Below are 12659 nucleotides of genomic sequence, written 5' to 3' on the forward strand. Positions count from 1 at the left end.
GGGCCATGCCCCGCAGTGCACAGGTTGTTGACGTATGAGCAGTGAGCCCGAAGTAACCCAACCCAGGAAGCGTCGAACCCGCATCGACCCCGAGACGCGCCGCAAGGCCATCATCGAGGCGACGATGCAGTGCATCACCCGCTATGGCCACAGTGGCAGTACCCTGGAGCGCATCTGCGCGCAGGCCGGGGTGTCCATCGGGCTGATCGGCCATCACTTTTCCAGCAAGGAAGAGCTGATGCTGTCGACCTACCAGGAACTCACCGACCAGCTGCGCGAAGAAACCCGCAAGTACCTGGCGGTGCAGGGCGGCACCCCCGAGGACCGTCTGCTGGCGATCATCCGCTCCTCGTTTCGCGGGCAGATCTTCAACGAGTTCATCCTCACCACCTGGCTGGGGTTCTGGGGGGCGGCGGTATCGTCGGAGCAGCTGCGCGCCTTGAACAAGAAGCTCTATGCCGACTATCGCAAGGAACTGGAGTCGGTGTTCAAGGCCATCGGCAAGGCACAGGGCACGCAGATAGACGCCAAAAGCGCGGCGTTGACCATCACCGCGCTGATCGACGGCTTCTGGCTGGAATGGGCGCTCGACCACAAGGCCTTCAGTTCGAAGAAGGCCGAGAAGTGCTGCATTGTCACGGCGCAGATGTTCGTCAAGGGCGCCGAACCGCTGCAGCCTTGAACGGCTAGGCGAGAAACTCCGGCTCGGCGGGGGGCGCCTGCGGGGTGTCCTCGCGGATGCTGATGTACAGCGCCGCGCCGCACACGCCCACCAGCCCCACGCTGGCGAGCACGATCTCGCCCAGCAGCATTCCCACGATCAGCAACAGCAGGCTAAGCCGGCAGAACAGGGTCATGGCTGTCTCCTTGGCAGTTGGATTGTTGTGCGGCCTACCTTATACGTTCGCCGTGGCTGCATGCAGCACCGGCGCGTTGCCATGGCATTGCTTCCCTGTGCTTTGGCCGAATTACCACCTGCGCCCAGGCCGGCCGAGGGCTACTTCGGGGTTGATGGGCAAGACGTGGCCGGGGCGCTAGCCGTGACCGGGCAGTGGCTCAGAAACGCCTGCAGACCTTGCTGATAGTCCTGCGCCGGCATCAGCTCGCTGTGCCTGGCAATCAGGCAGGCCATGCCCTTGGCGCGCATGTCTGCGCTCGCCACGTGGTAGAAATCCGGCGTTTCCAGCAGGTGTACGACTTGCTCCCAGGCCAGGACCGTCTTGCCGCCCCGGGCCTTGTCCAGCGTGAAGCCCTGATCATCGAAGCTCAGCTTGTACGTGCCTGGGCCGATTTCAGGGGTGCCCGAAGCCTGGCCTCGATCAGGCGCTGGTTGAGCCCGCGTACCGGTGCCCGGGGCTTGGCGTGGTTGGCGGCGATCCGCGCTTGCAGGTGGCCGACCCAGCGCCCGGAAAAGCGCCACCACAGCGGGATGAACACCAGTGTGAACAGCAGCAGGGCGATGGCTTTCTCCGGGGTGATGCGTCGCTCCGGGAGATACACCGCCAGCAGGGCGCCGATCAGGCACAGGGCGAACATCAGCGGGCCGATCAGGCGGCTCTGCCACCTGGCGAAGGTGGCCAGGGCGCGGGCCTGTTGCTCGTCCTGCTTGAGCAGTTCCTGCTTCAGCGGTTCGGCGATCCAGGACTGGAGGTGGTCGGGGGTGATGCGGTAGTGCAGTTCCATGAGGGGGAATCCGAGGTCCGTCGGGGAGGGCGGCAGTCTACCGGCTTGCGCGCTGCAGGGGCGCGGCTCAAGCGGGAAACTGCGCCATGTGTCGCTCCACCCACGCGTACAGCTGCTCGTCGAGCTGCGTGCGCTGCTGGTTGAAGCGGGTTTGGCAGGCGTCGAAGAGCAGGTCCTGCTGGATCCGTATGGCCAGCTCGACGTGGTGTTCATCGGCATGGGCCTGGCGCAGGTGCTGCTGGCGCTGATCGGCCTGCTCCAGTGTGTGCGCCAGGGCATCGAGCTGCAGGTGCCTGAGTTGGGTGATGGCCTGGGGCAGGTGAAAGTGCAGGGCACTGTCAAAGCCTTCCCATTGCTCGAAGGCCAGCCATTCGTGGATCACCATGAAGCAGCGCAGCGCCGCGGGCAGTTGATCCAGGCGCTCGAAATCCAGCCAGTACTGGCGGGGCAGCTGTTCGGCGGTTTCGATGGCCTGGGCGATCAGGTCCAGGGCGCGTGGCTTGTCCTGGTGATGGTGGCGCAGAATGCGCTGGGTCAGGGTGAAACGCGCTTCGTCCAGGGCGGTCAAGGCGCGGCTCAGGTCGTAGCCCGCACTGTGCAGGTACTGGCGGGCCTGGTGGTGTGGCAGCCCGGATTTTTCCATCAGCACCTGCAGCAGTTCGGCCTTGTACAGCTCGGCGGCCTGCTGCGGGTTGCCGGCGCAGCGTTGCAGCAGGGCCCGGGCGTGACGCAGGCCGATGGGCAGGGCGCTGCGCAGTTGCGCAAGGGCCTGGGTGAGTGTCGGGTCCATTGACGGAGGTGCCTCGGTGTCTGCTGGGGAGCGGGTGTGCAAGAATGCCGGCTCATGACTGATGGACACAACCAGAGGCGCAACAACAATGAACCGTCCGCTTTTCGTTTCGCTGGATGGCCCCAAGGGAACCGGCAAGACCACGCTGCTGGAAGCCGTGACCCAGGCACTGCGGGCTGACGGCAGAAAGGTGGTCCGGCTGTCCGAGAAAAACAGCGACCCCGGCCGGGGCGAGACGATGGCGCTCGTCAACGCACTGGTCAGAAACCCCAGCCGGTCGCTGGAGTGGGCGGTTTGCGAACGCCTTGCCGAGAGCCGGGCCTGGATTTCCCGGCAGGTGCTGACCAGGCAGCCGCCCAACAGCATCATCCTGATCGACCGCTGGTATCCATCGGATGCGGCGTTTCGCCGGATAGTGCCGTTTGCCGAGATTCTGCGGTTGAACCTCGAGCGCGAGGTGAGTGTGCCGGACCTGCACGTCGGGGTGGTTACCAGCCCGCAGATTTCGTGGGCGAGGGCGGCGGCCAGAACCCGAGGGCTGGGCAGTACCGTGATGTTCAGCCTGGAGGAGCAGGTTGCTGCCACGCAGGCGTTCGAGCAGGCGGTTGCGGATAACGGGTGGGTGCTGTGCCGTAATGAAGGCACGGTTGAGGAGGCGGTGAGGCAACTGGTGGCCGAGATCGACGGCGTGCTGGGCGACTCTCGGGCCGAGCACGCCGTGTCAGCTCCATGAATTGCGGGTGCCGCCAACAGTCCCCACCTTGCGATGGGAACCGTCGGCGGGTGAATCAGCTGCGCTGGGAGTCCAGCGCTTCGTTGTTCTTCGCCACTTCCTGTGCCTTTGCGTAGCTTTCGATCAACAACTGATAGTTGGGGAAGATGCCGGTATAGGCCTGCGCCCACTCAGCCGCGTCTTGCCGGTTCCATGTCTTTTGCAGTTCGGAAGCCACCGCCGCCACGTCGATGGGCACGACACCTGCCTGGACCATTCGCGCAAGGGTGATTTCCTGCGCCATCTTCGAGTAGGTACCGGAGGCGTCGATCACGGCAAACACCTGATAGCCTGCAGCCACCGCCGCAATGGACGGAAAGGCCATGCACACGCTGGTGATGGTGCCGGCAATGATGAGCTGCTTCTTGCCGGTGGCCTTCACGGCGGCGACAAACTCCGGATTGTCCCAGGCGTTGATTTCGCCTTTGCGTGCGATGTAGCGGGCATGCGGGGCGTTCTCATGAATTTCGGGAATCAACGGGCCGTTGGGGCCTTGCGGTACCGAGGCGGTGGTGATCACGGGGATGTTGGACAAGGTCGCGATCCTGGCCAAGGTGCTGGCCAGGCGGCGCAAGGTGGTGAAGGGCATGTCGTGCACTGTCTGGAACAGCCCACTCTGATGGTCGATCAACAGCATGGCGACATCGGTCGGGTCGATGACAGGGGCCTGATTGTTGAAGTTGGCGGGTGCGCTCATTTGGACTCTCCTCTGGGGTAGTGGTGTGAGAGGGAGTCTAGATACGGAACGATAGGGCCGGTAGACGCGTAATTTGCACGTGAGCGTCCTGTTTTGTGAACGATGATTGCAGCGTTCATTGTCAAGCGCACAGGGTAGTGGGCGACGCTTCGATGCCCTGATCGTTAACCTGAGCGTAATGATTCGTCAGCCTGCTTGATTGATGCTCTGGCCGTGTAGTTTCACAGTGTGCCCACTACAGCGAAGACGCGTGGAGTGAGCATGACAACAACAATCTACCCCGACCCGCGCTGGTCGAGTCGCCGCGCTGCCAAGCAGCAGCGACTGCAAAGCGTGCAAGCGTTCGCCGATGGCGTGGTGTTGCCCACCGAACGGATCGTCGAGGCCCTTGAGGCGCTGATGTTGCCCGGCGACCGGGTGGTGCTCGAAGGCAACAACCAGAAACAGGCCGATTTTCTGTCTCGCGCGCTGGCCAGGGTCGACCCCGCCAAGCTGCATGATCTGCACATGATCATGCCCAGCGTCGGGCGCCCCGAGCACCTGGACCTGTTCGAGCGCGGCATTGCGCGCAAACTCGACTTTTCGTTCGCGGGCACCCAGAGCCTGCGCATCAGCCAGTTGCTCGAAGACGGGCTGCTGGAAATCGGCGCGATCCATACCTACATCGAGCTGTATGCCCGGCTGGTGGTCGACCTGACCCCCAACGTGGTGCTGTCGGCAGGGTTCATGGCCGATCGCCAGGGCAACATCTACACCGGCCCGAGCACCGAAGACACCCCGGCGCTGATCGAGCCGGCGGCGTTCAGCGATGGCATCGTCATCGTCCAGGTCAACCAGCTGGTAGAGGATGCGAGCGATCTGCCACGGGTGGACATCCCGGCCTCCTGGGTCGATTTCGTGGTGGTCGCCGACCAGCCGTTCTATATCGAGCCGCTGTTTACCCGCGACCCCCGGCACATCAAGCCGGTGCATGTGTTGATGGCGATGATGGCGATCCGCGGCATCTACGAGAAGCACAACGTGCAGTCGCTGAACCACGGCATCGGCTTCAACACCGCTGCCATCGAGCTGATCCTGCCGACTTATGGCGAATCCCTGGGCCTCAAGGGCAAGATCTGCCGTAACTGGACCCTCAACCCCCACCCCACGCTGATACCGGCAATCGAGAGCGGCTGGGTCCAAAGCGTGCACTGCTTCGGTACCGAGCTGGGCATGGAACAGTACATCGCCGCGCGCCCGGACGTGTTTTTCACCGGGCGCGATGGCTCGCTGCGGTCCAACCGCATGCTCTGCCAGCTGGCCGGGCAGTACGCCGTGGACCTGTTCATCGGCGCTACCCTGCAAGTGGACGGCGACGGCCATTCCTCCACCGTCACCCGCGGCCGCCTGGCCGGCTTTGGCGGTGCGCCGAACATGGGCCACGACCCGCGCGGCCGGCGGCATGCCACCCCTGCCTGGCTGGACATGCGCCTTGAGCAGGATGGCGCCCCGCAAGCACTGCTGGAGCGCGGCAGAAAGCTGGTGGTACAGATGGTCGAAACCTACCAGGAGGGCGGCAAGCCGACCTTCGTGCCGACCCTGGACGCCATCGACGTCGCCAGAAAATGCGGCATGCCGCTGGCGCCGATCATGATCTACGGCGACGACGTCACCCACCTGCTTACCGAAGAAGGCATCGCCTACCTGTACAAGGCGCGTTCGCTGCAGGAGCGCCAGGCCATGATTGCCGCCGTGGCCGGGGTGACCGCCATTGGCCAGCGACACGACCCCAAGGACACCCAGCGCATGCGCCGCGAAGGGCTGATCGCCTGGCCCGAAGACCTGGGCATCCGGCGCACCGATGCCACCCGCGAGCTGCTGGCGGCCAAGAGCGTCGCCGACCTGGTGCAATGGTCGGGCGGCCTGTACGCCCCGCCCGCCAAATTCAGGAGCTGGTAATGCACGCACTCAATCTGAACACCCGCCCGGTGTCGCTCAGCGAACAATTGGCCGACTTTGCCGTTGATGCGCTGATCGACGAAGCGGACCTGTCACCCAAGCCGGCCCTGGTGGACCGGCGCGGCAGTGGCGCGCACAGCGACCTTGACCTGGGCCTGATGCACGCGTCGGCGCTGACGCTGTGGCCGGCCTTCAAGGCCATGGCCGATGCAGCCCAGGGCCTGGGCGAGATCGGCCTGGCGCTGCGTGAGGCCATCGGCGCCGTGGGCCGCGAAGGCGAACAGGCGATGCTGGCAACCACCGCCGGCGTCAATACCCACCGTGGCGGCATCTGGGCGCTGGGCCTGCTGGTGACTGCAGCCGCCCTGGCGCCTGGCCAACTGGGCGCCTCGGCGGTGTGCACCCGTGCCGCGCGCCTGGCCTTGCTCGATGATCGCCATGCCCCTTGCGTTGCCAGTCACGGCCGGCAGGTCAGCCAGCGGTACGGCACCGGTGGGGCCCGTGAACAGGCGCAACAGGGGTTTCCAGCGGTGCTGCTGCACGGTTTGCCGCAACTCAAGCGCAGCCGCGCTGCAGGCCATGGCGAGCAGAACGCCCGGCTCGATGCCTTGCTGGCGATCAGGGCCCGGCTGCAGGACACCTGCGTGCTGTACCGCGCTGGCCTGCACGGCCTGGCACTGATGCAGGACGGTGCCCAGGCCGTGCTGGATGCCGGGGGCAGCGCAAGCCTGGCCGGGCGGCGGCGTCTGCTGGCGCTGGACCGGCAACTGCTGCAGTGCAATGCCTCGCCCGGTGGCGCCGCCGATCTGCTCGCGGCGTGCCTGTTGATCGATCGCCTGGAGCAGGGCGAGCTGAATGTTCAGGGAGCATGCTGATGGAAACCTTGAGTTTTGAATTCCCCGCCGGCCAGCCTGGCCGCGGGCGCACGTTGGTGGGCTGTGTCGGCTCCGGGGACCTGGAAGTGCTGATAGAGCCTGGCCCTGCCGGCACCTTGAGCATCGCCGTGCAGACATCCGTCGATGGCAGCGCGACGCGCTGGCAGCAGGTGTTTGCGCGAATTTTCGAAGGGCGTACGCCACCGGCGCTGCGCATCGATATCCATGACTTCGGCGCCACCCCCGGTGTGGTTCGCCTGCGTCTGGAGCAGGGCCTGGAGGAGATCGACCATGACTGACCCTACCCAGTTGCTGCACAAGCGCAGCTTCGTCGAGCTGAGTGCTCGCCAGCGCGCTCGAGCGCTGCTCGACAGTGGCAGCTTTCGCGAGCTGATCGACCCGTTCGAACGGCTGATGTCGCCCTGGCTGGCCAAGCAGGGGGTGGTGCCCCAGGCCGATGACGGGGTGGTGATTGCCAAGGGCCTGGTCGACGGCCTGCCGGTGGTGGTTGCGGCCATCGAAGGTGCTTTTCAGGGCGGTAGCCTGGGCGAGGTGGGGGGCGCCAAGATCGCCGGCGCGCTGGAGCTGGCTGCCGACGACAACCGCAAAGGCATTGCCACCCGCGCCCTGCTGTTGCTGGAGACCGGCGGCGTGCGCCTGCAGGAAGCCAACCTCGGCCTGGCGGCGATTGCCGAGATTCATGCCGCCATCGTCGACCTGCGCCAGTACCAGCCGGTGATCGGCGTGATTGCCGGCAGTGTCGGCTGCTTTGGCGGCATGTCGATTGCCGCCGGCCTGTGCAGTTACCTGGTGGTTACCCAGGAGGCACGCCTGGGCCTGAACGGGCCGCTGGTGATCGAGCAGGAGGCGGGTGTGGAGGAGTACGACTCGCGAGACCGGCCGTTCATCTGGAGCCTGACCGGAGGCGAACAACGTGTTGCCTGCCAGTTGGCCGACCGCTATGTGGCCGACGAGGTCAGCCAGATTCGCAGCGAGGTCAGTGCGCTGTTGCAGCAAGGCCTGCCGCCTGTGCCGCGCAGTCAGCAGTCTGGCTATTACCTGCAGCGCCTGAAAGCGCTGGACACCACGGCGCCAATCGACCCGGCGACGGTTCGCCACCTGTATCAAGGAGAACGCTGATGACTGCCTGTTCACTGCGTGGCCTGCATTGGTTCCAGGCCCTGGGCCGCGACGCCGTCGAGGCCAACGACGTACCGCCTTCGTTGAGGGTCGCCGATGGTCGGCTGGGGGAGTGGCCGGTGCGCTATCTGGCCGTGGTGGCCGATGCGCATAACCGCTTTGTTCGCGCACGCCAGGGCGAAGTCGGCCTGGTGGAAGGCTGGGGCCTGGCCCAGGCGGTGGAGCAGGCCATCGCCGCTGACCGCGACCAGTCTTGCAAGCGGGTGCTGGTCGCGATTGTCGATGTGCCGAGCCAGGCCTATGGTCGGCGCGAAGAAGCGCTAGGCATTCATCAGGCCCTGGCCGCTGCCGCCGACAGCTATGCCCGTGCTCGCCTGGCCGGGCACCCGGTGATCGCGCTGCTGGTAGGCAAGGCGATGTCCGGGGCGTTTCTGGCCCATGGCTACCAGGCCAATCGACTGATCGCGCTGGCCGATGACGGAGTCATGGTGCATGCCATGGGCAAGGCCTCGGCGGCGCGGGTCACGCTGCGCAGTGTCGAGGAACTCGAAGCCCTGGCTGCCAGCGTGCCGCCGATGGCCTATGACATCGACAGTTACGCAAGCCTGGGGCTGTTGTGGCGAACCCTGACTGTCAGCGATGCCGAGCACCCTTCGATGGCCGATCTCGGGCGGGTGGTGGAATGCCTGATCGAGGCGGTCAAGGACATCCAGTGCAGCGGCCCCGACCTCAGTTGCCGGCTGGGTGCCAGCAACCGCGCCGCGTCGAGCCGGGTGCGCGAATTGTTGCGCGCCCAGTGGTAACGGCCATGAACCCGTACTTGCCTCACGACCTGCTCTGGACCACCGCCCTGGACGGGTTGCCGGCCGATGCGCCGGTCTGGGCGGTGAACGTGCTGCAGCAGGGGCGACCGGTGGTGGTGCGGCGGGCCGAGGGTGCGCCGGGCCAGGTGGCCGTGGGCCTGCGTGGCAGCAACCGCGAACAGCGTTACGCGAGCTGGATACCGGCAAGCAGCGTGCAGCGTCAGGTGAGCCCTGAACAGCTCGCGGCGTACCCGACAGGCACCCGGCAATGGCCGGCGCTGCAGGCCCTGGCGCAACTGAGGCCGGTGCTCGACGCGACGGGGCTGGTGTGGGGCGTCAGCGGCAGCGCGGGTTATGAGCTCGCCTGCGGGGTGGCGGTTCTGCATCAGCACAGTGACCTCGACCTGATTCTGCGTACCCCCGTGCCGATGTCGCGGCTGGCGGCGCGGCAACTGCTGGAGCGTCTGCGGACTCCGCTGTGCCGCATCGATGTTCAACTGCAGACACCCGGCGGCGCCGTAGCCCTGGGCGAGTGGGCCGGCGATGCGCGCCAGGTACTGCTCAAGGCCAGCACCGGCGCCTGCCTGGCGGCTGACCCGTGGCAGATAACGGAGCGCCGGGCATGAGCTGCTGGCTGGTGTTCCCGGGGCAGGGCGCGCAGAAGCCGGGGATGCTGCATGGCCTGGCCGATGAACCACTGGTGCGCGAGAGCATCGCCGAGGCCTCGGCGGTACTCGGCGAGGACGTGATGCAGCTGGATTCGGCAGCGGCGCTGGCGTCTACCCGTGCAGTGCAGCTGTGCCTGCTGGTGGCCGGGGTGGCCTGTGCCCGATTGCTGTTGCAACAGGCACCCGCACCGGCCTATGTGGCGGGGCTGTCGATCGGGGCGTATCCGGCGGCTGTGGTGGCGGGTGCGTTGAGTTTTGCCGATGCCCTGAAGCTGGTCAGCCTGCGCGCAGAGTTGATGCAGCAGGCCTGGCCCCATGGCTATGGCATGACCGCCCTCATCGGCCTGGAGCCTGCGCGCGTCGAAGCGTTGCTGGCGCAGGTGCACAGCGCGGCGACACCGGTGTACCTGGCCAACATCAATGCCGATAACCAGGTGGTGATCGCCGGCAGCGATGCGGCCATGGCCGATGTTGTCGACCGCGCGCGCAGCGCCGGCGTGGTGATCGGCAAGCGCCTGGCCGTGAGCGTGCCGTCGCATTGCCCGTTGCTGGAGTCCGCCGCCCGGTTGCTGGCCGCAGCGTTCGAACAGGTGAACGTGCGCGCACCGCAGCTGGGTTACCTGAGCAGCAGTCGGGCCAGGCCGCTGTACAGCGGCGAAAGCATTCGCGATGAACTGGCCTTCAACATGTGCCGGATCGTCGACTGGCGCGCAACGCTGCAAGGCGCCTACGAACGCGGTGTACGCCTGCAGATCGAACTGCCGCCGGGGCAGGTCCTCACCGGTCTTGCCCGGCGCGTGTTCAGCCAGGGCACCACCCTGTGCTTTGAAGGTACCCGCCTGGATACCCTTGTTTCCCTCATGCAACGGGAGGGCCGGCGCCACCTCTGAACCTGCACTGTTTTGCCCGATACAAAAACAACAATTGAAGGCGGTACACCCTGGAGGACAACAACAATGATTATTTACGGTGTGGCTTTACTGGCGATCTGCACGCTGGTGGGCATTGTGGCAGGTGATCTGCTGGGCGCGTTGATGGGCGTGCAATCGAACGTCGGCGGGGTCGGTATCGCGATGCTGCTGCTGATCTTCGTGCGCCTGTACATGCATCGTCATGGTGGCTTGAGCAAGGAGTGCGAGCTGGGCGTGGGCTTCTGGGGCGCAATGTACATTCCGGTGGTGGTGGCCATGGCGGCGCAACAGAACGTTGTCACGGCCCTGCACGGCGGACCGATGGCGGTGCTGGCGGCCATCGGCTCGGTGCTGCTGTGCGGCGCGACCATCGCGCTGATCAGCCGCACGCACAAGGGCGAGCCGTTGCCGGCCGAACCGCTGGATGTACTGCCATCGACCAACGGGGGGCATTGATATGTTGGACGTCATCATCAAGGGCCTGGAACACAATGGCCTGATCACGGCCTTCGCGTTTGTCGGGGTTATCATGTGGGTCTCGGTGGTGCTGTCCAGGCGCCTGACCTTTGGCCGCGTTCACGGCTCGGCAATCGCCATCGTGATAGGCCTGGTGCTGGCCTGGGTGGGTGGCACCCTGACCGGTGGGCAGAAGGGCCTGGCGGACCTGGCGCTGTTTTCCGGCATCGGCCTGATGGGCGGCGCCATGCTGCGCGACTTCGCCATCGTGGCCACCGCGTTCGAGGTGCAGGCCACCGAGGCGCGCAAGGCCGGCATGGTCGGGGCGCTGGCCCTGGTGCTGGGCACCCTACTGCCCTTTATCGTCGGCGCCTGCGTTGCCTGGGCGTTCGGCTACCGTGATGCGGTGAGCATCTCGACCATCGGCGCCGGCGCGGTGACCTATATCGTGGGGCCGGTGACCGGTGCCGCGATTGGGGCCAGCTCCGAGGTGGTTGCGCTGTCGATTGCCACGGGGCTGATCAAGGCAATTCTGGTGATGGTCTGCACGCCCTTCGCGGCGCGCTGGATGGGGCTGGACAATCCACGCTCGGCCATGGTGTTCGGTGGCCTGGCGGGTACGGTCAGCGGTGTGACGGCGGGGCTGGCGGCGACGGATCGGCGGCTGGTGCCCTACGGCGCGCTGACAGCCACGTTCCATACCGGGCTGGGTTGTCTGCTGGGGCCATCGCTGCTGTATTTCGTGGTTCGCGGCCTGGTCGGGGCATGAGCCTGCGCCCCTTGCCCGACAGGGCAGGGGGTTCAACCCTGGGCGTGACGGCCAGCATACAGGCGGCATTCGGCCAACAGGGCCAGCAGGTTCGGATCACGCTCCTTGGCCTTGAGAAACACCACGCCGATTCGCTGCTGCAGGCTGTAGCGCGCCTGCAGCGGTATCAACTTCACCCGGTTCTCATACACCGCGGCAATCCGTCCTGGCAGCAGGGCATAGCCCACCCCGGAGCTGACCATGCTGAGCAAGGTGAAGATATCGTTCACCTGCATCGCCACCTTCGGCGCGAATCCCGCCTGATCGAACACCCTGACGCCATCGCGGTGCGTGGCAAAGCCCTGGGTCAGGGTAATGAAGGTCGAGTCGCGCAGCTCGGCCAGGTCGACATCGGCGTGGGAAGCGAAGGGCGAGTCGACCGGGGTGGCGAGAAAGATATCGTCGCTGAACAGCTCAATCGACTCGCAGTCCGGGTCATGGGTGGTTTCGTCCAGTGAAACCAGAATCGCATCGGCCTCCATGTTCTTGAGCTTGTACAGCAGGTCGAAGTTGGAGCCCAGGATCAGGTCGATGTTGAGCTCGCTACGGCGGATCTTCAGGCCCATGATCAGCTGCGGCACCGTCTTGACCGTCAAGGAGTACAACGAGCCCAGCTTGAATCGTTCAGCGGAAAAGCCTGCGGCCTCGCGGGTCAGGCGCACCGTATCGACCACATCCTGCACCAGCTTTTGCGTACGTTCCTCGAGCACATAGGCGCTTTCCAGCGGCGTGAGGTTGCGCCCCTCATGCTTGAACAGCGGGCAGCGCAGGGCGCTTTCCAGCGAATGGATGGCCCTGTGTACGCTCACATTGCTGGTTTGCAGCTCGGCCGCTGCCCGGGACAGGTTGCCAGTGCGCATGAATGCGAGAAACACTTCGAGCTTTTTCAGGGTGAGCTCTTCATCGATCAGCATGATCGGGCCCCTAGCGAAAGTTGAACCACAGGCTGTGAGTGGAATAGCCCGCGCATGATGGATGGGCGGGCACACAATAATCAATGTTCGGATGGTTAATGCCAGCGTAACGAATCGAGCCTTGGGTTGAATGATGGGCGGGGTTGTTCGTTGCAGGAATATGCGTGCCGCCCACGTGTCAGCGATTCGAGACGATAGCCCGTA

17 protein-coding genes are annotated in these 12659 nt (G+C 65.4%); 11 read left to right on the forward strand and 6 right to left on the reverse strand.

The window, feature by feature from the left end:
* Positions 1–34: 34 nt before the first annotated feature.
* Positions 35–682 (forward strand): transcriptional regulator BetI, encoded by a 648-nt coding sequence (gene betI / locus N0B28_RS12425; protein ID WP_052504246.1) that lies wholly within the window; start codon positions 35–37, stop codon positions 680–682.
* Between the two features lie 4 nt (positions 683–686).
* Here betI and N0B28_RS12430 read toward each other — a convergent pair whose 3' ends face one another.
* The 4 genes from N0B28_RS12430 to N0B28_RS12445 form a co-directional block, all read right to left on the reverse strand.
* Positions 687–857 carry a hypothetical protein gene (locus N0B28_RS12430; protein ID WP_167400189.1) on the reverse strand — a complete coding sequence of 57 codons (171 nt, stop codon included), beginning with the start codon at positions 855–857 and terminating at the stop codon, positions 687–689.
* A gap of 140 nt (positions 858–997) precedes the next feature.
* On the reverse strand, positions 998–1162 hold the full coding sequence (locus N0B28_RS12435) for a hypothetical protein (protein ID WP_275731953.1): 165 nt from the start codon (positions 1160–1162) through the stop codon (positions 998–1000).
* Positions 1163–1266: 104 nt separating this feature from the next.
* Positions 1267–1683 (reverse strand): hypothetical protein, encoded by a 417-nt coding sequence (locus N0B28_RS12440; RefSeq protein ID WP_275731955.1) that lies wholly within the window; start codon positions 1681–1683, stop codon positions 1267–1269.
* Between the two features lie 67 nt (positions 1684–1750).
* Positions 1751–2473: a hypothetical protein gene (locus N0B28_RS12445; RefSeq protein WP_275731957.1), complete on the reverse strand. Its 723-nt coding sequence runs from the start codon at positions 2471–2473 to the stop codon at positions 1751–1753.
* 88 nt (positions 2474–2561) lie between these two features.
* On the opposite strand from N0B28_RS12445, the gene N0B28_RS12450 reads away from it, so the two are divergent.
* A complete protein-coding gene (locus tag N0B28_RS12450; protein WP_275731959.1) occupies positions 2562–3206 on the forward strand; it encodes a dTMP kinase in 645 nt (214 codons plus the stop codon).
* A 55-nt stretch (positions 3207–3261) separates the two neighbouring features.
* Here the strand turns inward: N0B28_RS12450 and N0B28_RS12455 are convergent, their stop codons facing one another.
* Complete coding sequence (locus N0B28_RS12455) at positions 3262–3942, reverse strand: hydrolase (protein WP_043861250.1); 681 nt, start codon at positions 3940–3942, stop codon at positions 3262–3264.
* 261 nt (positions 3943–4203) lie between these two features.
* On the opposite strand from N0B28_RS12455, the gene mdcA reads away from it, so the two are divergent.
* The 9 genes from mdcA to madM all read left to right on the forward strand — a co-directional run bounded on the left by mdcA (position 4204) and on the right by madM (position 11502).
* A complete protein-coding gene (gene mdcA / locus N0B28_RS12460) occupies positions 4204–5880 on the forward strand; it encodes a malonate decarboxylase subunit alpha (RefSeq protein ID WP_043861251.1) in 1677 nt (558 codons plus the stop codon).
* Positions 5880–6755: a triphosphoribosyl-dephospho-CoA synthase gene (locus N0B28_RS12465; protein WP_275731961.1), complete on the forward strand. Its 876-nt coding sequence runs from the start codon at positions 5880–5882 to the stop codon at positions 6753–6755. The genes mdcA and N0B28_RS12465 overlap by 1 nt, the downstream gene beginning before the upstream one ends.
* Positions 6755–7054, forward strand: a complete 300-nt coding sequence (locus tag N0B28_RS12470; RefSeq protein WP_088515130.1) for a malonate decarboxylase subunit delta — start codon at positions 6755–6757, stop codon at positions 7052–7054. Before N0B28_RS12465 ends, N0B28_RS12470 begins: the two co-directional genes overlap by 1 nt.
* Positions 7047–7895 carry a biotin-independent malonate decarboxylase subunit beta gene (locus N0B28_RS12475; RefSeq protein ID WP_043861253.1) on the forward strand — a complete coding sequence of 283 codons (849 nt, stop codon included), beginning with the start codon at positions 7047–7049 and terminating at the stop codon, positions 7893–7895. Before N0B28_RS12470 ends, N0B28_RS12475 begins: the two co-directional genes overlap by 8 nt.
* The gene (gene mdcE, locus N0B28_RS12480) at positions 7895–8698 is read left to right on the forward strand and encodes a biotin-independent malonate decarboxylase subunit gamma (RefSeq protein WP_236176259.1); all 804 of its coding nucleotides are present in this window, start codon (positions 7895–7897) and stop codon (positions 8696–8698) included. The genes N0B28_RS12475 and mdcE overlap by 1 nt, the downstream gene beginning before the upstream one ends.
* 5 nt (positions 8699–8703) lie before the next feature.
* Positions 8704–9324 (forward strand): malonate decarboxylase holo-ACP synthase, encoded by a 621-nt coding sequence (locus N0B28_RS12485; RefSeq protein WP_255000832.1) that lies wholly within the window; start codon positions 8704–8706, stop codon positions 9322–9324.
* Positions 9321–10256, forward strand: coding sequence for a malonate decarboxylase subunit epsilon (mdcH, locus tag N0B28_RS12490; RefSeq protein WP_255000840.1), 936 nt, complete (start codon positions 9321–9323; stop codon positions 10254–10256). Before N0B28_RS12485 ends, mdcH begins: the two co-directional genes overlap by 4 nt.
* Positions 10257–10322: 66 nt before the next feature.
* Complete coding sequence (madL, locus tag N0B28_RS12495) at positions 10323–10733, forward strand: malonate transporter subunit MadL (RefSeq protein ID WP_088515031.1); 411 nt, start codon at positions 10323–10325, stop codon at positions 10731–10733.
* A 1-nt stretch (position 10734) separates the two neighbouring features.
* A complete protein-coding gene (gene madM, locus N0B28_RS12500) occupies positions 10735–11502 on the forward strand; it encodes a malonate transporter subunit MadM (RefSeq protein WP_088515030.1) in 768 nt (255 codons plus the stop codon).
* 32 nt (positions 11503–11534) lie between these two features.
* Here madM and N0B28_RS12505 read toward each other — a convergent pair whose 3' ends face one another.
* Positions 11535–12455, reverse strand: a complete 921-nt coding sequence (locus tag N0B28_RS12505; protein WP_043861259.1) for a LysR substrate-binding domain-containing protein — start codon at positions 12453–12455, stop codon at positions 11535–11537.
* Positions 12456–12659: the final 204 nt, after the last annotated feature.

The sequence above is a fragment of the Pseudomonas sp. SD17-1 genome (genome assembly GCF_029201585.1).
Lineage (GTDB): Bacteria > Pseudomonadota > Gammaproteobacteria > Pseudomonadales > Pseudomonadaceae > Aquipseudomonas > Aquipseudomonas palmensis.

Coding starts and splice junctions, on each gene's coding strand:
- N0B28_RS12445 (WP_275731957.1), bottom strand. CDS start 2,473: ATGGACCCGACACTCACCCAGGCCCTTGCGCAACTGCGCAGCGCCCTG.
- N0B28_RS12440 (WP_275731955.1), bottom strand. CDS start 1,683: ATGGAACTGCACTACCGCATCACCCCCGACCACCTCCAGTCCTGGATC.
- N0B28_RS12485 (WP_255000832.1), top strand. CDS start 8,704: ATGAACCCGTACTTGCCTCACGACCTGCTCTGGACCACCGCCCTGGAC.
- madL (WP_088515031.1), top strand. CDS start 10,323: ATGATTATTTACGGTGTGGCTTTACTGGCGATCTGCACGCTGGTGGGC.
- betI (WP_052504246.1), top strand. CDS start 35: ATGAGCAGTGAGCCCGAAGTAACCCAACCCAGGAAGCGTCGAACCCGC.
- madM (WP_088515030.1), top strand. CDS start 10,735: ATGTTGGACGTCATCATCAAGGGCCTGGAACACAATGGCCTGATCACG.
- N0B28_RS12470 (WP_088515130.1), top strand. CDS start 6,755: ATGGAAACCTTGAGTTTTGAATTCCCCGCCGGCCAGCCTGGCCGCGGG.
- N0B28_RS12430 (WP_167400189.1), bottom strand. CDS start 857: ATGACCCTGTTCTGCCGGCTTAGCCTGCTGTTGCTGATCGTGGGAATG.
- mdcE (WP_236176259.1), top strand. CDS start 7,895: ATGACTGCCTGTTCACTGCGTGGCCTGCATTGGTTCCAGGCCCTGGGC.
- N0B28_RS12450 (WP_275731959.1), top strand. CDS start 2,562: ATGAACCGTCCGCTTTTCGTTTCGCTGGATGGCCCCAAGGGAACCGGC.
- N0B28_RS12455 (WP_043861250.1), bottom strand. CDS start 3,942: ATGAGCGCACCCGCCAACTTCAACAATCAGGCCCCTGTCATCGACCCG.
- N0B28_RS12465 (WP_275731961.1), top strand. CDS start 5,880: ATGCACGCACTCAATCTGAACACCCGCCCGGTGTCGCTCAGCGAACAA.
- mdcA (WP_043861251.1), top strand. CDS start 4,204: ATGACAACAACAATCTACCCCGACCCGCGCTGGTCGAGTCGCCGCGCT.
- mdcH (WP_255000840.1), top strand. CDS start 9,321: ATGAGCTGCTGGCTGGTGTTCCCGGGGCAGGGCGCGCAGAAGCCGGGG.
- N0B28_RS12505 (WP_043861259.1), bottom strand. CDS start 12,455: ATGCTGATCGATGAAGAGCTCACCCTGAAAAAGCTCGAAGTGTTTCTC.
- N0B28_RS12475 (WP_043861253.1), top strand. CDS start 7,047: ATGACTGACCCTACCCAGTTGCTGCACAAGCGCAGCTTCGTCGAGCTG.